Below are 17,333 nucleotides of genomic sequence, written 5' to 3'. Positions count from 1 at the left end.
GGCGGTGGCAATCTCCCTTGCCGGTCGGACCAGCGACTGCGACGCTCCGTGCGTGATCGACAAGCCGGACGTCGACGAGCGGACGCTGGCGGCCGAGGTGGCCGCCGCCTGGGCCGTGGACGTCACCGATCTCGTGTTCATGCCGCTCGGGCTGGACGGGGACGCGTGGGCGTACCGGGTGGAGACGTCCACCGGCGAGCGCTACTTCCTCAAGGTCCGCCGTGGGAGGTTCACCCCGGCGGCCGTCCTGCTACCCGGCTTCCTCCGGGCGCACGGCGTACGGCAGGTCGTGGCACCGATCGACCTTCCCGCCGGCGGCACCAGTCGTGCCTTCGGGGGCTACGAGCTGCTGCTCTACCCGTTCCACGACGGCGGCAGCCGGTGGGCGCGCGGGCTCACCGACCGCCAGTGGACCGAGTACGGCGAGTTCCTGGGCCGGCTGCACGCGGTCCCGCCGAGCGACGACATCGCCGCGGTCCTGCCGGTCGAGACGTACCGGTCGACGGCGGGCGACCGGCTGCGGAGCCTCGGCGCTCAGGCCGCGGCGAGCGAGGTCCTCGGCGCGTTCTGGGACCGGTACGGCGCCGCGCTGCACCGGTTGTCGGAGACGGTCGACCGCCTCGCCTCCCGCGTGACGCACGCGCGACACGTCATCTGCCACGCCGACATCCACCCGGGTAACCTGATCGCCGACGGCGACGGCCCGCTGCACGTCGTGGACTGGGACGCGCCGATCCTCGCACCGCCCGAGCGCGACCTCATGTTCGTCTACAGCCAGGACTTCGGCGACCACCCGATCGACGCGCACCGCGCCGAACTCTTCCGCCGTGGCTACGGGCCGCAGGAACCGGACCAGACACTGCTGAGCTACTACCGCGGCGAGCGGCACCTCGACGACGCCGCCGCCTTCGTGCGCAGCATCCTCGATCCCGACGCCAGCCCGGAGGCGCGCGCCAACGACCTGCACTGGCTGACCCGCATCGCCGAGACGGTCGCCGACCCGAGCTACGCGCCCTGACCCTCCCCTGGATGGTGTTGACCTCAACCATGCTTGAACTTCTACGGTCGTGACGTCGTAGACGATCAAGCGAGGTAAGGAGCGCCATGACGCTCGACCAGATGACCGATGCCGAACTGGCAGCCCAGCCGGCCGCCTACTGGACCGGCCTGGCCTACGAGGCCCTCATCTCGTTCACCCGCGCCCGGCAGGCCGAACTCGGGTTCACGCAGCCCCAGTTCTGGCTGCTGCGCAACCTGTCGAGCAACGACCTCTCCCCGGACGGCCAGGGCATGACCATTCCTCAACTGCGGGAGGCGATGGCCACGTACCTCAGGCCCGAGGACGACCTGCACGCCGAGGCGGAGGTGCTGCTGGAACGCGGCTGGCTCCGCCGCGACAGCGAAAATCGGCTGTGGATCACCGAAGCCGGCGAGGAGGCGCGCGTACGCCTGAAGGCCCACGCGCCGGCCATCCGCGCCCGGATCCACGAGGGCATCGACGACGCCGACTACGTCGCCGCACTGAAGGTGCTGGGGAAGCTGATGAGGAACACCCAGGGCTCGTAGTTCCCGCCGGGCGCGGGTGGGCCGTCGCTCCACCCAGGGGTGGAGCGACGGCCCGATGTCGTCCACCCGCCGATCAGCCCTGCGGCCGACGACCCGGCGCGCACGCCGTTCCTAACATCCGTGTCAGCAACAAGCGAATGCAATCGAGCACGCCGAGCCCGATCGAGGAATCAGGTTGCGTCAGGTTGTTGCGAAAGATTGGCCCGCCCGGCGAACGACAAACCCGCCGGACGTACGTTAAGGAGCAGCGACGTGCGCGTTTTCCTCTCCCGTATCGCACTCATCACCGCCATCGCCGGCGGCGCACTGGCGGGCATCGCCGGGCCGGCCCACGCGACCAGTACGTATTGCGCTGGCCTCAAGGCGCAGTACACCAGCGACCTCAACATGTACCTCAAGTACAACACGCTGCGACTCACCAGCACCGACCCGGGAATGCGCCTCTTCTACGGCAGCCTGGCGAGCCGGTACTTCACGAGTTACCAGCAGGGCCTCGCCGCGTACCAGGCCACCTGCTGACGCTTGCAGTGCGGCCCGTCGACCGATCCCTCACGGCGGCGGCTCCCGGGCCCTGCCGGGAAGTCGCCGCCGGTCCCTCTCTGAGGATCGGCACGTTGGCCCATGACAATTGGTCCTCGGCGAAATCTTCTTTGCCCCCGCTCTCCTGTCGGCCGGGCTATGCCCGTCCCGAGGGGCATCACTCAATTTGTGCGTTCGGTGACTACCGGCGGCTGACACCGGTCGGGTGCGCGACGTCCGGGAGGGACACATTCCCGGCCGGGCCGGGATCCGTGCCGATGTGGACGGGAAACCCGGGAACGATGATCAGCTCATGACGCGACGAGGAGGGGGACAACAGTGAAACGGGTGGTGAGACTGGCCGGGGCGATCGGCCTGGGTACGGTGTTGGTTGTCGCCGGGCTGGCCGGCCCAGCCATGGGTGCCACGGACGACCCCTGGGGCGACGGGGCCGACCGCGAGCCGGAGGTGCTGCTCGTCGCGCCGGGGGACGTCGACCTGGAGAGCCCGCTCGGATGCGTGCTGCAGAAGACCGCCCAAGGGGTCGAGGTGGGCAGCGGGATCGCCGGGTGCGGGCTCGTCGACTTCGACAGCCCGGTCATGCCGGGGATGCACGTGCTCTTCCCGCTCGGGTCCGGTGGGTCCGACGACACCTACCACGGCACGGTCAACTGCGGGTCGAGTGTGGACCCGCGCATCGCTGGGCAGAGCGGCCAATGGGTTTTCGGCAGGCCCGATTCCTCCGACCCCTATCAGGCGCCCGGCCGCCAGTCCGGGGGCTGGTACAACGACGGGTCCTACCAGGAACTCGCCGACGAGGCCGACAGGCAGTGGCAGGAGTACGTCGAGGCGGTCAGGGAGGCGGCGAGGGGCGACACGTTCGGCGAGGACCCGGAGAAGGACCGGCAGCTGAGAGAAAGGATGAAGAAGGAGCAGGAGGAGGCGAACGAGGCCATCAGGAAGCGGGACGCCTGGAGGCCGGCGGTCGCCGACAGTGGCACCGGCGACGATGACGACGATGGCGCCGCCGCCCGACCCGGTGGCGAGGACGCGTGCGCCGAGGTCGCGATGTTGGTGGCCCACTGCAACGCGACCAACTGGCAGGCGACGGCGTGCCAGGAGGCGCTCGCCAGGATGAGTGGCTGCGACCCGTCCATCGCGATGCCCGGCCCCGACCAGAACGAGGCCTGCGAGGAGGAGGAGAAGCCCGACATCGAAACGGTGATTCAGACGCAGACGCTGATCTGCAGCATGCGGATCAAGCCCGAACCCGGCCAGGACCCGTGCGTCGGGCTCACCGTGGACAGCCGCCAGTTCCGGGGCTACCGGCCGACCGCCGAAGGCGGCCCGCCGTGCGGGAGCGAGGTGGCCCTGACCACCCCCGACCAGTGCCAGCCCACCCTCACCGTGGTCAGTGTGACCCAGCGGTGGCGCGACTACGTCGCCGAGGTGCTCAAGCGGGCCGGTGACAGAGGCGGTTTCGTCATCGTCATGCCCGAGCCGTACACCGGCGGCCCGAACGAACCGCGGACCTGCGCCCCGAAGTGCTGACCGCGGCGGGGCCCTCCGCCTGAACCGTTCCGACCGACCGACACGCCGGCGAAGCCCAGGTCAGCGACCTGGGCTTCGCCGCAGGTCGCCGATGTCACGCCGGTGGAGTGGACCGCCAGGGCCCTGAACCTATGGATTGCCGGCGAGTCGGCCGGATGGGGTGCGGTACGAGGTCATCCGGCCTGCTGGCGCGCTTCTCGGCCGGGTTCGGCTGGCCCGGTTGCTGTACTTCGCTGCTGTACTGCTGGCGTCGATAGCTCGGCCTGCCTGGTCCAGCCGAGGAACCGGCGGTGCAACACGCCGGCCGGCGTCCAGGGCATGTCCTCGGCGGCTTGGACGAGGTAGGAGCCGAGGTACAGGGCCAGCGACACCGGAGCGTCGGCGTACTCCGCCCGTAGCTCCCGCTTGCGGGTCGGGCAGGGCCAGGGCAGGCCGCAGCCTCCGCAGCTCCAGATCGGCATGACCGGGCCGTGGGTGGTCACCGCACACCCTCCAGGAACCGGGCGGTGATCGTCCGGGCCTGCTGGCTGGTCGCCCACTCCACCTGCCAGCACGGGTACGGAGTCAGCCGTGACCACCAGGCGCGACAGCCGGCGCACATGCCGTCGAGCCCTCGGACGTGAACCGCGAGGATCGCTTGCTCCCGTCCGTCGTTCACTGCTCCCCTTCCCTCGGCCAGTGGCCACGATTGATCGGAATCCGATGCCGGACGCGACAGGGCAGCTCGGCTCCGCACCGGCAGACCCGCCGCCACCGCCGCCAGCACCAGACCGGCCGATGCCGCCGCGCGAGAGTCATCGCTGCGGCGAGCAGGTACTCCTCGTACGAAACACGCCGCACCTGATCTCCCCCTTGGGTGCCGTTGACGGCACGGCGGCCCGGGCCTTGGCTGTTCATCCGACCGCAGCACCTGCCAACCCACCGTACATACGTAGGACTGTAGATACAATAACCTGTAGAACTGTTGGACACGTAGCGTCACATTCGTGATCGACCCCAGCGCGGATCGCGCAGTGTTTCGGCAGCTCGCCGACCTGCTGCGTGACCGGATCACGTCCGGCGATCTCGCGCCCGGCGCGTCGCTGCCCAGCGAGCTGCGACTGGCTCAGGAGTATGGACTGAGCCGGACAAGCGTCCGGCAGGCCATCTCCCTGCTCCGGTCGGAAGGGCTCGTGATCGTCCAACCCCCGCGCGGGACGTTCGTCCGCAGCATGGAGCCGACCGAGACGGTGACCCTACGCAAGGGCGACACCGCCTCAGCCCGGATGCCCACCCCGGCGGAACGCAAGGAGCTGGACATCGGCGAAGGCGTCCCGGTCCTTGTGGTCTTTCGTGCCGATGGCTCTCGTGAGGTGTACCCCGCCGACCGCATCCGGATCGGCCGTTAGCAACAGCCGGCTCCCGGTGAGCTCTCGCTTACAAGTTCTGAGCGCTTCGTTCGGCGGGGTCCGTCCGCGTCTGCGACCTCGGGCGAATGCCCGCGTCCGGCCACCGCCGGCCGTCTCGGCCGGTGCTGTCACCGTTGCTGTCGACAGCTACGGCCAGGACTCCCACACTGCCAGGGGGCTCTCTCGAATCGCCCTGGCCTGCGGTGGTCGTGACCTGCGACCAAGCGGTCACTCTCCCCGCCAGTCCCCGTCAATCACCCGCCGCGACCTACGGACCTGGCATGGATCTGGCACGTGTCGTCACTCCCGCCAGTTCACCAACTACAGGTAAGGCGGCCCCGGCCGGCCTGGTCATCGCGCCGGCACGCCTTGCTACCTGGGCAGATGTCGTCACCAATGGTCGTCGTTGGTCGCTCTCGACCGACCTCCGACGGCCTGGTGACGGCCTGGACCTGGTCCTCGTCGACCCGCCCGGAACCGGCGCGCCCCGGCCCGCTGTGATCCCTCGCTTGGATGCTCCCCGTCTCGCCTCAGGCGCGCATGTCTAGCTTCGCCCGCCGCGCCCTTCGCCACACCGGCATATCGTTGTTGCGGCGCGGCCTGGAGTGCGAGTCATGGACGCCTGCGAGGCAGAGGCGGAACATTGGTTTCCGCCGGTCAGACGAGGCATCGTCTGAGTACCGGGGTTACATCCCTCCGGGCCGCGCTCATGTCCGTCTGGATCCGCCCCGATCGTCACCCACTTACTCACTCACATTGTGGGGTCGATGGGCTCAGACCAGCGCTGATGCTGCCAGATTGGTTGCCAGATCACCGAGGACACCAGTACCAGAGCCAACGATCATCTTCGTCCAGACCACCTTGCCTCCTTCGTCGATCTTCGTCAGAACTGCGGTGGAGATCAGCGAGAAGATAAAGGCGAGCAGCATGATGGGTAGCGCTAGCCCCAGGTTCAACCCTGGTCTCAGCCCATCGACGTGCCCATAGTAGACGCTCGCATAGAGCGCTGCGCATGCGCTCCGTGCGGGTGCGTCCGCACACGTCCCGGACGTCGCCTCGCCGCTGCCCTCCCTGTCCGGCCCGACGGCTGTCGACACCCACCGACCGATGTCGTCCGAAGACCTCGCGCGGACTGTCAGCTTGGGAAACGCATTGATCTTCACAGGTTGTGGGCCGATGTCGGACGTAGGCTCACGTGGCGTGGCGACGGCTACGGTCAGCCGTACCGGGTTCGGCCCTTGGTGACCCCTACATCGGGCACGGATCGGGCACGCGTTCCCGATATCTTTGCGCGGTGTCTGACGGTCCTGGCATGTCGCTGACGGAGATGGTGCGGTCTTACCTGGATGACTCCGAGGTAACCCTCCTTCCCGCGGATCCCGCGACCGAGGTGCGCCGGAACACCTGGAGCTACAGCGTCTCCCCGACGTCCGTTGACGTGCCGCAGGTCGTCGCAGCGCTCAACTTCGTCGCGGACGAGCTCCGCCAGCGCCTCGCCGGTCATACCGGCTCAGGCACATTCTATGCGTGGTACGACGCACAAGCAGGCCAGCTACGCTGCTCCCTGTCATCCCAGCCAGCGGAGAGCCTTCCGTTCGGAGCGCCTTACCTCGCCACCACGGATGCCGCCAAGGTTGTGCGCATGGCTGCGGGTGACCGCCATCGGGGCGTTGTCTTGTGGGGCAACCTTGCCGACGTTGACGAACGCGCAGACCCCGATGCGCCAGACGACGAGCTAGCAGCCCCGTTCCCCGTGTGGTGCGCCGAGGTGCCGTGACACACTCGACCACTCGCTTGTAAGTTCTGAGCGCTTCGTCCGGCGGAGTCCGTCCGCATCCGCGACCTCGGATGCTCGTCCCCGCCCGGTCCCCGATGGCCGTCCTCGTCCGCGACGGTTGCTGTCACCGTTGCTGTCGACGGTCATGCGCTTCGAGCGCCATCTTCGCGGAGGTACAGGGTCACCCGCCTCCTCAAGAAGGCCACCCGGGTTCGCGCCCGTTCAGCCGCAAGGTCGGGGTATCCCTATGCAGTCCACCATGCCCTAACCTGTTCCTGTGGCCATCATCGGCAACTCTGACTGGCACGTGATCGGACTCGTCGACATCCGAGAGCCCGGCCGCTACGAGATCCTGTTCAAGAACGGCGGCATCGGAGTCGGCATACGCTTCTTGGACGCGCCGGCGCAGGAACCGATGGTTGTCGACGACGATGGGGTCGCCCACCCTTGCCGGATCTGCACCTGCTGTGGCAACTGCGCCTGCGGTTACGGGTACGGTGGCCGGACACGGTGCCGCGACTGCGGCGAATACAGCAGCTGGGTGGCCAGGAACGCTCCGCTACTTGAGCGCTACCTCGCCGCCGTAGGCCGGGACGACGCGTTTGTCCAAACGAATGGTCGCACCCACGTCGTGGGATGCCCATCTCTGAAGAGGACCATCAAGGACGCGACGGAAGCCATCGATGCCGGTTGTTCACACCGGCCCGAATGGGTTCATGTGCCCGAGGTCGTCACGGCCGAGGCGCTGGGGCGACGAAGGCGATGCGCGGTTTGCTGTCCGGACGTTACATTGCCTGCGAGCAGAGGATCGGTCCGCGGCCACCAAGGCCGTTACGTAGCCCATGACGGCGCCTCAGGGTCCTGACGGTAGTGCAACCTTGCCGCCTGTGAGCTAGCCCTTCTGACACCTGGCGTTGAACTGTCGCCCGTCAATCGAACCGTCCGGGGAAGCCGGCCAACTCGGACGCTGAGCTGCGCAAACACTTGGCGTCGGTGTTCTTCATTGGTCACCGCTGGTCCCCCTTTGACGGCCTGGCGACGGCCTGGACCTGGTCCTCGTCGTCAGTGCACAGGGCAGTTCGTGACGGTCGACGATGACGGAAGCCACGTAGGTGCCCGCGATCGCCGTATGCTGGCTGCCGACCAGCGGCCAGGAGGACGACTCGCGTGGGGGGATGGGTGAACGTTGACCGCGTCGCAGTCATCGTTGCGATCATCGCTGTCATCGTCTCAGTCGCTTCGGTCGTCTACGGCCGCAGGCAGGCCAACATCGCTCAGGAGGCTAAGCAGGAAGCCCGCCGGTCCGCTGACGCCGCCGAGCAGCAGGTGAAGATTGCGGAGGCGGCGAAAGATGAAGCCCGGCGGGCCGCCGACGCCGCGAGCGACGTGGCAAGGATGGAGGCCCGCCGAGACCACCTCGCCGGCGCCATTAGAGACGTGGAACTGCTCGAGGTCGAGTCGCGCCAGCATCCCACCTTGCCGCATCGCAACCTGTTCGCGGTGTTCAAGAACAGTGGGCACCGCGTCTACCGCTACTCCATTCAGGTCGAATACAACACCAACAGTCATAGTCCCGTCGGAACGGGACGTATCGATGCCGGCGAGACGGTTGCCGTGTACTTGCTGCGGGACGGTGTGCCATACGGCGGGATCGTGGCGTGGTTCGACGGCGAGTGCCCCTGCGACCAGCCGGACGGCGACCAAGGGCACTGGCGGAAGTTCTGGCGGGCACCCGCCCCTGTGGTTCCTCAGGACGAGCCACCCAACGTCCACTGACAGGTGGGGAGTCTGCAACCCCTCGCTTGTAGAACTGCGCACCTCGTCCGGGCTTGTCCGTGTGCCCCTCTTCGACCTCGCGGCTGATCCGCACCCCGCCTGCGTCGTCCGCCGGGGTTCGGCCCCGCTGCTGTCATCGTTGCTGTCGACAGCGATGGCGTTCACGCCTCTTGATCACCTAGGCCGGCAAATCCACGCTCTCCGCTGGCCCAGGTATGCCCCACGGCGCTCCACTCAGCCGTTCTCCAACCGCTTGATCTCCGCGTCGACCTCGGCTAGAACCTGCGCCAACGTCGGGCACTCGGCGGCGTGCCACTCACGCACAAACACATCACCGGAGTCGTCTTGAATGACTTCGGCATGCCATGGCATGCAGTCGTGGCAGGGCCAGATCTCGTATCCCTCGGCGAATAGATCGACGGACATAACCGGCGCGGAGTAAGTCGTGTTTGGTCTGGGCCGTGGTGTGTCAGCCATCGTTCCTCCTGAGGCGTGACAGCTTGAGCGGATACGCTGCTGCTAGTACGGGTAGCCCCACTCCTCGTACAAGTATTGCTCTAGGACTCTCTGACGCTTCTGCTTAAGTTCCTCAATGCTCACTTCCTTCTCAGTGAGGTCCAGTGTTCGAAGCGGAAATATCCACTGGTTCATGACGGCGCTGAAGTCATCTTCAGTAGCCGACCCTTCTTTGTGCAGCTTTCCATCCAGCATTGACTGGAGAATCTTGCTATTTATTTCGCGGACTTCCCACCACGGCATGGAGTCGTCTATCGACACGTCTTTCCAAGCCGCACAAACCACATCTAGACCCTCCCTGGAAGTTATGCCCATACGCGCTAAACTCGATACAAGTGCGGGAAGCCTGGAAGAAATAAAACACACTGGATCTTCGCTTGGGCCCCACCAGATGAGATCATCCTCGGCCTCCACGAGATCCACATACAAGATTCGTTCTCGTTCTGAGATCGGTTGGTTGCGGAATATCCAGTCCACATCGTTTGGTCCATCAAGGTAGTGGGATTGCCTCAACGAATCCACATACCCGCGAACCTCCCCGAGGCTGGCAGGACTTCCATGGTATGCCGAGGCATACAGGCAGCGCGCAAGGTGCGAATAAAACCAAGAAATCTGCGTGGACCAAGCCCTCCCGTCTCGCGGATCGGTCCGCACCAGATCCAGCAGGATTAGAACTTTCGCCGCCTCCTCCAACACGAACGCCTCAACTATGCCCGCGCCATGAGGCCGCTCAAGCCGCTCTAAGTGCTTCGCATCTTCATATAACCTGGCCACCTGCCGGGTTAAGGCTTCGAGACCCTCGGCTATAAGGTCAAACCGCCTCTTGATAGGGAGCTGCAGGATAGCTTTCAGTCGGCGTGGCTCCATGGCACTCCCAACATGTCTAGATTTAGGACCGGCTAGCTGCGATCGCCCATCGCAGCCCAACGCCGCAATACAGGCTGCAAGAAATTCATGGTGCCGTTCGTTCTAATGATCGGCCCTTGAAAAACAATCTCTTCGTCGTCACCCCGCGTAAACGGGATGATGCGCTCGTCAACTCTGCCAGCGCGGGTGATTCCCACGATTTGCAGAGCTTCCCCTCTCCCCGGCTGCTCACTAACGGGTTTATCTTTCTGCCAGTCAGGCCCCTCTGGGAACGCTAGCCACATCTCGGCGACCATTGTTAGCCCATCGGCGTCTAGCCGCTCGACCTCGTCCGCCACCAAGTTCATCGCAAGGAATTTGCCCTGCGGATGTTCGACAATAATCGGAAGAATTGTAAGGGTTTCGTCACCCTTCAGAAGCGTGACGAAGGTTGCATGGAACTTACTTGCAGCAAGAACGCGCTTAGCCGCATCAGCCAACTGCGGCACTCTATCAATCGCGTTGCCATGTACCTTGAACTCGCCGAATTTCGACTTCGCCATTTCGAGGATGTCGTCATTCTGCTTCAGCTTGACGTATTGGGGGCCAACGTCGGCACCATTGGCCAAATTGATATACGCATTCCTGGCATCGTCCGAGATGCCCATGCATGACGGGTAGTGAACGAGTGATGAGGTGACGCAATCCGGCTCTCGTGGGGCTAGATCACACGCTCCGACCCCTGATCGATGATGAGCTTCGGCAATGATGGAGGCGATCCGGCCATAAGCGTAGGAGGTGGCTGCCAACAACTCCCGATCAGGAAGAAGTCGGTCAACCCATCGCCTCTGAATTGCTAGCACTCCCAGCGGCGGCAACACGAGAGTCCTCAAAACAGTCACCAAGATCTGTTGCGTCGTAAAGCGCGGCGGAAGCGTTAGTATCTTCTCGTGTTCTGTAAGCCAGTCCAAGGTGACCTTCACCTTGGCCTCACTGTGCAATTCGAGGTCAGACTCCTTCACTATGCGGTTCCTCGCCTTCTGCACCCAGCGAAGGACCGAGTCGCCTCCCACTTCCTTCTGCCACTTCCCATACCACTCCTGAAAGCCTTCAAGCTTCGCTTTTTGCTTCTGAAGCAACCAAGTTACGTTCCGAAGATTCTGGATCAAGGCATTGAGATTCATCCGGAAGTCTTCGGGGCTCATGTAGCTATCGGCTGTGCGATGCCAGTGCACATGGCAGTCCATCAGCCGGCGGTGCGCATCGGGGATAGGGCAGGAGGGGAGCATGCCCTACTCTACCCTCCTATAAGGAGCGCTACGTCAAGCGAGAATTGACTTATTAGCGTTCGAACCCGGACGGGCTGGCGCGATGAGGCTGTGGTGGGGATGCGGCGCGTGCACTCCCGGGCAGGCCCCTGGCCTGCCGGCAACGCCGGCCCGAGGGGCCGCAGAGGCTCCGGGGTCAAGGGCGGCCCGCAGGGTCGTCGCGCAGCGACGCGAAGCGCCCTTGACCCCGGAGGGGCGGCCCCGCACACTCCGCGCCGCATCCCCACCACGGCCGGCGGTGACTCGCCCTACGACGCGGCGGTGCGACGGCCGCCGCGCGGCCGGCTGCCGGCCCACCAGCTCCCCACCCAACGGTCTGTCGTTCTGCGGCGGCCCTCCGGGCTTTCCGCTCTCCGCGCCAGCCGCCGGGCGTCAGGCGTGACGGCCGCAGAGCGACAGCGGCAGCGGCCGGCGCGCGCCCTGGCGGCGGCGCGTGCGGCCCGTTGTGGGCCGCCTTGATAGACGTAGAGAAAGTCCTCCCACACCGGCCGGCAGCCGGCTGTCCGATTTCGGGACCTGCATGACAGATCGGTATCGGGACCTGCGTGACACTCTGCCGAGGTTGGCCAGAGCGGGGACGTCGGCGGAGCCGACTCACTGACTCGGCTCACGCTCCGGACAGTCGGCGTGCAGCCACATTGCGGCCAGATCCAGGCTCGTCACGATCAGCCTTCCGGCGAGACAGACGATTTCGTGTCGGCACCCGTGCTCGTGCGGCAGCACTTCGTCCAGCATCACGTCCTGGAGCTGGGCCACATCCCGGCCGCGGTCAGCGGGCTCAAACGTCAGGCTCTGCACGCCGCTGTAGCGGATCGTCAGGTCGTCCTCGTGTTTCCAGCAGTTGTGCCGTAGGTGCAGCTCAAGCCAGCGGCTTCCGCCCGTTTCACCGGATGTCAGTCGCGCGGGCTTCAGGTCCTTGACGCATCGCTGGCCGAAGAAGTCGTAGTGGCCGGGGTCCGTAGCGAACCTGCGTGCTCCCTCGGGCAACGAGTGAGCAAGCGACGGCAACTGCTGGAGGTATACCTCGGCATCCAGAGCCATGCCGTGGCTGGTCCGCTCAACCCTGACGTACCTCACTACCGCGCCCTTTCGATCTCGCCACCCGCAGCCCGTACTGGTGGGCGCATCATCGCACCTGCGGCGGAGCGAAGGAGAGATCGTCTAGCCGGACGGTCACCCACGTCCCGAGACTGATCTGTCACGGACGTCCTGAGACCGACACGGCCGGCAGCCGGCCGTTCCACCCCGACACGGGGGTCACGGCGGGTTGACGTGTCAGCACCCGGTGCTATCCTGGCGCTCGTCGAGCACGCCAGCGCGGCCTTCCCGCCGGATCGCTGGACTCGACGTCGGAGATGTTGAGCGGCCTTCCTGCCGCTGATGCGGGCTACGTCCCGCCGGCTCTCGATCGCACCGGCCGCTGTGCCGGTCCCCGAATCCGCTGATCGGCCCAGCACGGTCCTCCCTGCCGTCCACGATGGCCCGGATTCGCGCACCTCACGGGTGGGGGCAGCCTGCGGCGACCCGCCGGATGCCGATATCCCAGGCTCCCCACCCGTGCCGGCCCCAATTGCCAAGTCCACGAGCGTGAAAGGACATGACCCATCGGCGGGAAGTGGCAAGACCACGATTCCGCCCTCCGGCGTCAGCCGCCCTCTCGGCGGTGCCAGGAGACACGACGAACACCACCAGCGGACATGCGTCCACGGCTGGTGGTGCTTCGTCTCCCGTCCCTGCCACCCCCTGAAGAGGAGACAGTCGTGTCCACCCCGCTCACCATCTACCGCCCCGGTTTCGCCGTCGGCCGTGACGCCCAGGTCCTGCACCGCGCCGCCTCTCCGGAGTTCTCCGGCTGGCTGGAGCACACCCGGCCCGCTGGCGGCTGTGCTCGCCCGATCCGGCTCACTGGCACCATCGCCGCCGTCGAGCGAGACACCGGCCGCATCACCGGCCAGCTGCACACCGACGAGCTGCCCGACCGGACGCTCTACAAGGCGTGCGGCAACCGCCGCGAGTCGGTGTGCGCGGACTGCGCCTGGGTCTACCGGGGCGACGCCTACCAAGTCGTCTGTCGCGGTCTGACCGGCGGCAAGGGCGTCCCCGCCTCGGTCGGCCGGCATCCGGTCGTCTTCGCCACCTTCACCGCTCCGTCCTTCGGCCCGGTCCACCACCGGCAGGTCCCCCGCCACACCTGCCGCAACCGGCAGCGCTGCGACTGCCGACCCGCGCCCTGCCGCGCCCGCAGCAACGCCGGCACCTGCCCACACGGGCAGCCCGCGGTGTGCTTCGCCCGCCACGACGCCGACGATCCGCGGCTCGGCCAGCCGTTGTGCCTGGACTGCTACGACCACGACCACCAGGTCGTCTGGAACTACTTCTCCGGCGAGCTGTGGCGGCGCACCAAGCAGGCCGCCGACCGCCGCCTCGCCGCCATCTGCCGCAAGCGCGGCATCCCCTTCGTCCGGGTCGTCACCGCCTCCAGCAAGGTCCGCTGGGTGCCGCCCGTGCGGGTGTCCCACGGCAAGGTCGCCGAGATGCAACGCCGGGCCGCCGTGCACTTCCACGTCCTGCTGCGCCTCGACGGCGTCGACCCCGACGACCCGGACGCTCTCGTGCCGCCACCGGCCGGCATCACCGTCGACGATCTGGAAGACGCGATCCACGTCGCCGCCCGGCAGATCACCGTCACCACGCCCCCGCACCCCGACCAGCCCGACGGCTGGCTGATCGCCTGGGGCGAGCAGGTCGACCTCCGTCGCATCAACACCGCTGGCGGTGAGCTGACCGACGGCAAGGTGGCCGCCTACCTGGCCAAGTACGCCACCAAAGCCACCGAAGCCATGGCCACTCGTCCGCCCGGCTCACCCCTGCCACGATCGACGACTACGCCGATCCCGAAGGCGACCACCTCGCCCGCCTCATCGACGCCTGCTGGCACCTCGGCCGCCCCATCCACACCGACACCAGCAGCGGCGCCGCAACCGCCGACCACCGTCAAGGCAGCCTTGACGTCAAACCCAACGTCTACGGCGGCCTGCGCCGCTGGGCGCACATGCTCGGCTTCGGCGGCCACTTCCTCACCAAAGCCCGCCGCTACTCCGTCACCTTCCGCCTGCTCCGCGACACCCGCACCACCTACCGCCGCATCGAAGACAACGAACCGACCGACACCTTGACTGTCGGCACGCTGACCTACATCGGGTCTGGCTGGCTCACCGAAGGTGACGCCTTGCTCGCCAACACCGCCGCTCGGCAGCGACGTGAGAGCAGGCGCATCGGCCGGGAAGAACTCGCCCACGAAGCCTGGCTCACCGGAGCCGCCGCATGACCCACGACCTCCGCCCCCGCTGGTACTCGCCCGCAGAGGTCGCCGTGTTGCTCGGCTTCGGCATCTCCAAGGTCAAGATGAAGATCGCCACCGGCGAACTGCGTTCCATCAAGGACGGCAAGTACCGCCGCATCCTCCCCGAATGGGTCGACGACTACATCCGCGAACAGGTCGAACGCCAGGAGGCCGCCTGATACCCGGACGCGCCCGAGCCAACGGCGAAGGGTCGATCTTCCCCTACCGGAACGGCTTCGCCGCGTACGTCTGGGTCGAGAAGCCCGACGGCAAGCGCGGCCGGAAGTGGGTCTACGGCAAGACTCGCGAGGATGTCCATGACAAGTGGATCAAGCTGCACGGTCAGGCCAAGGCTGGTCCTGTGGCGACCCGCTCGCCGACGATGGGGGAGTACGCCCGCTACTGGCTGCGGGAGATCGTCAAGCCGAACCTGGCCCCGGGCAGCTACGTCACCTACGAGGTGGTGGTCCGGCTCTACCTCCTGCCGGGGCTGGGCCGGAAGCGTCTCGACAAGCTCCGGGTCAGCGACGTGCAGACCTGGATCAACGAGGTCGGGCGGACCTGCCAGTGCTGCGCCCAGGGCAAGGACGAGCGGCGCAAACCCGCCCAACGTCGCTGCTGTGCCCTCGGCCGCTGCTGCCAGGACCTGCCCTCGGCAACCAGCGTCACCCACCTGCGGACCGTGCTCCGGACGCTGCTGTCCCAGGCAATCACCGAAGGGCTGATCTCCCGCAACGTCGCGTCCCTGGTGAAGCTGCCTCCGGTACGGAAGCGCAAGCGGAAGGCGTGGACGAGCGACGAGGCGCGGCGCTTCCTGGAGTCGGCCCGCGCCGACGACGACCCGCTCTACGCCGCGTACGTCCTGGTGCTGGTGCTCGGTCTGCGCAAGGGCGAGATGTTGGGGCTAACCTGGGCCGACGTGGACCTCAACGCGGGGGAGCTGACCATTGATCGGCAGCTCCAGCGAGTCGGTGCCGAACTGCTGCACCGGGAGACGAAGACGGCCGCATCGGACGCCACCTTGCCGCTGCCGGACATCTGCACCGTGGCGCTCGGCCGCCGTCGCGCTGCGCAGACCGCTGCCCGGGACACTGCCGGCCCGGCCTGGCAGCCCTCCGACCTGATCTTCACTACCCGCTACGGCCGGCCGGTCGAGCCGCGCAACTTCAACCGCTTCTGGGATCGGCGCTGCGACGCGGCCGGGGTCCGGCGGATCGCGGTCCGGGATGCCCGCCGTACCTGCGCGTCCCTCCTGGCGGACCTGGACGTGCACCCCCGGGTGGCGATGCAGATCCTCCGGCACGCCCAGTTCGCCATCACCATGGAGATCTACACGGTGGTGTCCTCGGCGGCCACGCGCGACGCCCTCAAGCGGCTCGGCAGCGCGCTGGACCAATAGGACGTACGGCCTCGGTCGGGACGTCGAACGCTTCCGCTTCCAGTCCGGCCCGCTACCGGTCGCCGTAGTGGTAGCGGCAGGCGATGATCTCGACGTCGTCCTTGGTGATCCGATACACCAGCCGGTGTTCGCGATCGATTCGGCGGGACCAGAAGCCGGACAGCTCTCCCCGCAGGGGTTCCGGCTTGCCGATGCCCTCGTATCCGTTGCGCATCACGTCCGCGATGAGGTCGTTGATGCGCTTGACCAGCTTCCGGTCGGTGTGGCTGAGGTACTGGTTCCAGGCCGTCGCGGTGAAGACCAGCCTCACGCGACGTCCCGCACGGTGGCGGGGTCGATCAGGTCCCGCTCGGCCGCGTCGCCCTCCTCAAGCTCCGCGATCGAGCGGCGCAGGGCTGCGGCGTTGGCCGGGTTGCGAAGGAGGTACTCGGTCTCCTTCATCGACTCGTACTCCGCGAGCGGCACGATGACCACCGGTTCGTGGCCCGACCGGGTCACCACCACCTCCTCCGCGTCGTTGATGACGCTGTCGAGTTCGGCGGCCAGGTTCTGCCGTAGCTGGGTGAAGTTGACGGTCCGCATGACCACCTCCGGGGTAGGTACAGAAAATTGTACCTCGGGTGGGTCTGCCTCTCGTCCCTGGTCGAGCTGGCGGTGGATCCACGGGTGCTGCTGTACTTCCCTGCTGTACGGGCCAAGATCACGGCGCAAGCGGCCCCACGAGGAGACGGTGACCTGCGTACGAGTGGGCCGCCAGGGACTCGAACCCTGAACCTATGGATTAAAAGTCCACAGCTCTGCCATTGAGCTAGCGGCCCGCGCGCTCAGGTTACCGGAACTCGACCCGGAGCCACCCTCCGCCGCCGCGCCGCTCGGCCCAAGGCAGCAGCGAGTCAGGACGTAACGACCCCCAGCGCTCCGCGCCGGCGGATGATCGGCGTACGACGGGCAGGCATGGACGCGCCGGCCTGGGGAACTGGTCGGGCATGCGGTCGAGCAGCGCACCGGCGGTCGCGGCGTCCGGCGAGGAGATCGGCCCGGACGGCGTACGCGAGCCGGGCGGCGAGGTGCACGCCTGGCTGCCCGGGCAGAACCAGACGGTCTGCGGGCTCCCGCTGAGCCGGGCGCGGCTGCGCCGCTTCCCGCACGTACGGTTCGACTTCTCCTCGACCGACGTGCTCACCGACGCGGATGCGATCGGCCGCATCTGCCCGCGCTGCCTGGCCGCCACGCAGGGCCGCCGGCGGGACGAGAAGCACGGCTGGGTCCGCCACGCGCCCCGCCCGTGAACGGGCCGGCCGGCACGTATAGGGGCGGTCTGGGC

At 67.0% G+C, this 17,333-nt stretch carries 19 protein-coding genes, 1 tRNA gene and 2 pseudogenes; 12 read left to right on the top strand and 10 right to left on the bottom strand.

Annotated features, from left to right (window positions below):
* Positions 1 to 52: 52 nt before the first annotated feature.
* From OG994_RS23455 to OG994_RS23440, 4 genes are all read left to right on the top strand, one after another.
* Complete coding sequence (locus tag OG994_RS23455; protein ID WP_328850992.1) at positions 53 to 1,018, top strand: phosphotransferase enzyme family protein; 966 nt, start codon at positions 53 to 55, stop codon at positions 1,016 to 1,018.
* Positions 1,019 to 1,104: 86 nt separating this feature from the next.
* Entirely contained in the window at positions 1,105 to 1,566 is a 462-nt protein-coding gene (locus tag OG994_RS23450) for a MarR family winged helix-turn-helix transcriptional regulator (RefSeq protein ID WP_328850991.1), read from the top strand.
* Positions 1,567 to 1,818: 252 nt separating this feature from the next.
* A complete protein-coding gene (locus OG994_RS23445) occupies positions 1,819 to 2,085 on the top strand; it encodes a hypothetical protein (protein ID WP_120328097.1) in 267 nt (88 codons plus the stop codon).
* 348 nt (positions 2,086 to 2,433) lie between these two features.
* Positions 2,434 to 3,636, top strand: a complete 1,203-nt coding sequence (locus OG994_RS23440) for a hypothetical protein (protein ID WP_328850990.1) — start codon at positions 2,434 to 2,436, stop codon at positions 3,634 to 3,636.
* Positions 3,637 to 3,809: 173 nt separating this feature from the next.
* Here the strand turns inward: OG994_RS23440 and OG994_RS23435 are convergent, their stop codons facing one another.
* Entirely contained in the window at positions 3,810 to 4,118 is a 309-nt protein-coding gene (locus OG994_RS23435) for a hypothetical protein (RefSeq protein ID WP_328850989.1), read from the bottom strand.
* A pseudogene (locus OG994_RS23430) lies at positions 4,115 to 4,432 on the bottom strand (hypothetical protein); the annotation flags it as partial. The gene OG994_RS23435 and the pseudogene OG994_RS23430, both read right to left, overlap by 4 nt.
* 190 nt (positions 4,433 to 4,622) lie before the next feature.
* Here OG994_RS23430 and OG994_RS23425 point away from each other — a divergent pair.
* The gene (locus tag OG994_RS23425; protein ID WP_328850988.1) at positions 4,623 to 5,024 is read left to right on the top strand and encodes a GntR family transcriptional regulator; all 402 of its coding nucleotides are present in this window, start codon (positions 4,623 to 4,625) and stop codon (positions 5,022 to 5,024) included.
* 773 nt (positions 5,025 to 5,797) lie between these two features.
* Here OG994_RS23425 and OG994_RS23420 read toward each other — a convergent pair.
* Positions 5,798 to 5,953: a hypothetical protein gene (locus OG994_RS23420; protein WP_328850987.1), complete on the bottom strand. Its 156-nt coding sequence runs from the start codon at positions 5,951 to 5,953 to the stop codon at positions 5,798 to 5,800.
* A gap of 383 nt (positions 5,954 to 6,336) precedes the next feature.
* Here OG994_RS23420 and OG994_RS23415 point away from each other — a divergent pair, with 383 nt between their 5' ends.
* The 3 genes from OG994_RS23415 to OG994_RS23405 all read left to right on the top strand — a co-directional run bounded on the left by OG994_RS23415 (position 6,337) and on the right by OG994_RS23405 (position 8,577).
* Positions 6,337 to 6,801 (top strand): hypothetical protein, encoded by a 465-nt coding sequence (locus OG994_RS23415; protein ID WP_328850986.1) that lies wholly within the window; start codon positions 6,337 to 6,339, stop codon positions 6,799 to 6,801.
* A 277-nt stretch (positions 6,802 to 7,078) separates the two neighbouring features.
* Positions 7,079 to 7,666 carry a hypothetical protein gene (locus OG994_RS23410; protein WP_328850985.1) on the top strand — a complete coding sequence of 196 codons (588 nt, stop codon included), beginning with the start codon at positions 7,079 to 7,081 and terminating at the stop codon, positions 7,664 to 7,666.
* 302 nt (positions 7,667 to 7,968) lie between these two features.
* Entirely contained in the window at positions 7,969 to 8,577 is a 609-nt protein-coding gene (locus tag OG994_RS23405) for a hypothetical protein (RefSeq protein WP_328850984.1), read from the top strand.
* A gap of 234 nt (positions 8,578 to 8,811) precedes the next feature.
* On the opposite strand, the gene OG994_RS23400 is transcribed toward OG994_RS23405, so the two are convergent.
* From OG994_RS23400 to OG994_RS23385, 4 genes are all read right to left on the bottom strand, one after another.
* Positions 8,812 to 9,054, bottom strand: coding sequence for a hypothetical protein (locus OG994_RS23400; protein WP_328850983.1), 243 nt, complete (start codon positions 9,052 to 9,054; stop codon positions 8,812 to 8,814).
* A 42-nt stretch (positions 9,055 to 9,096) separates the two neighbouring features.
* A complete protein-coding gene (locus OG994_RS23395) occupies positions 9,097 to 9,960 on the bottom strand; it encodes a hypothetical protein (protein ID WP_328850982.1) in 864 nt (287 codons plus the stop codon).
* Between the two features lie 32 nt (positions 9,961 to 9,992).
* Positions 9,993 to 11,144, bottom strand: a complete 1,152-nt coding sequence (locus OG994_RS23390; RefSeq protein ID WP_328850981.1) for a hypothetical protein — start codon at positions 11,142 to 11,144, stop codon at positions 9,993 to 9,995.
* A gap of 717 nt (positions 11,145 to 11,861) precedes the next feature.
* A complete protein-coding gene (locus tag OG994_RS23385; RefSeq protein WP_328850980.1) occupies positions 11,862 to 12,308 on the bottom strand; it encodes a hypothetical protein in 447 nt (148 codons plus the stop codon).
* Between the two features lie 719 nt (positions 12,309 to 13,027).
* Here OG994_RS23385 and OG994_RS23380 point away from each other — a divergent pair.
* The 3 genes and pseudogenes from OG994_RS23380 to OG994_RS23370 all read left to right on the top strand — a co-directional run bounded on the left by OG994_RS23380 (position 13,028) and on the right by OG994_RS23370 (position 16,009).
* A pseudogene (locus OG994_RS23380) lies at positions 13,028 to 14,595 on the top strand (replication initiator).
* Positions 14,592 to 14,789, top strand: a complete 198-nt coding sequence (locus OG994_RS23375; RefSeq protein ID WP_107075187.1) for an excisionase family DNA-binding protein — start codon at positions 14,592 to 14,594, stop codon at positions 14,787 to 14,789. Before OG994_RS23380 ends, OG994_RS23375 begins: the two are co-directional and overlap by 4 nt.
* Entirely contained in the window at positions 14,789 to 16,009 is a 1,221-nt protein-coding gene (locus OG994_RS23370) for a tyrosine-type recombinase/integrase (RefSeq protein ID WP_328853774.1), read from the top strand. The genes OG994_RS23375 and OG994_RS23370 overlap by 1 nt, the downstream gene beginning before the upstream one ends.
* A 52-nt stretch (positions 16,010 to 16,061) precedes the next feature.
* Here the strand turns inward: OG994_RS23370 and OG994_RS23365 are convergent, their stop codons facing one another.
* From OG994_RS23365 to OG994_RS23355, 3 genes are all read right to left on the bottom strand, one after another.
* Positions 16,062 to 16,319: a Txe/YoeB family addiction module toxin gene (locus OG994_RS23365; protein WP_120328095.1), complete on the bottom strand. Its 258-nt coding sequence runs from the start codon at positions 16,317 to 16,319 to the stop codon at positions 16,062 to 16,064.
* On the bottom strand, positions 16,316 to 16,591 hold the full coding sequence (locus OG994_RS23360) for a type II toxin-antitoxin system Phd/YefM family antitoxin (protein WP_120328359.1): 276 nt from the start codon (positions 16,589 to 16,591) through the stop codon (positions 16,316 to 16,318). The genes OG994_RS23365 and OG994_RS23360 overlap by 4 nt, the downstream gene beginning before the upstream one ends.
* A gap of 164 nt (positions 16,592 to 16,755) precedes the next feature.
* Positions 16,756 to 16,827, bottom strand: a tRNA-Lys gene (locus OG994_RS23355).
* 168 nt (positions 16,828 to 16,995) lie between these two features.
* Between OG994_RS23355 and OG994_RS23350 the strand changes: the two genes are divergently transcribed.
* On the top strand, positions 16,996 to 17,298 hold the full coding sequence (locus tag OG994_RS23350; RefSeq protein ID WP_328850979.1) for a hypothetical protein: 303 nt from the start codon (positions 16,996 to 16,998) through the stop codon (positions 17,296 to 17,298).
* The last annotated feature ends 35 nt before the right edge of the window (positions 17,299 to 17,333 follow it).

Source organism: Micromonospora globbae (assembly GCF_036184225.1).
Classification (GTDB): Bacteria; Actinomycetota; Actinomycetes; order Mycobacteriales; family Micromonosporaceae; genus Micromonospora; species Micromonospora globbae.
Note: the sequence above shows the minus strand (reverse complement) of the source record. Positions and strands in the feature narration are given on the sequence as shown.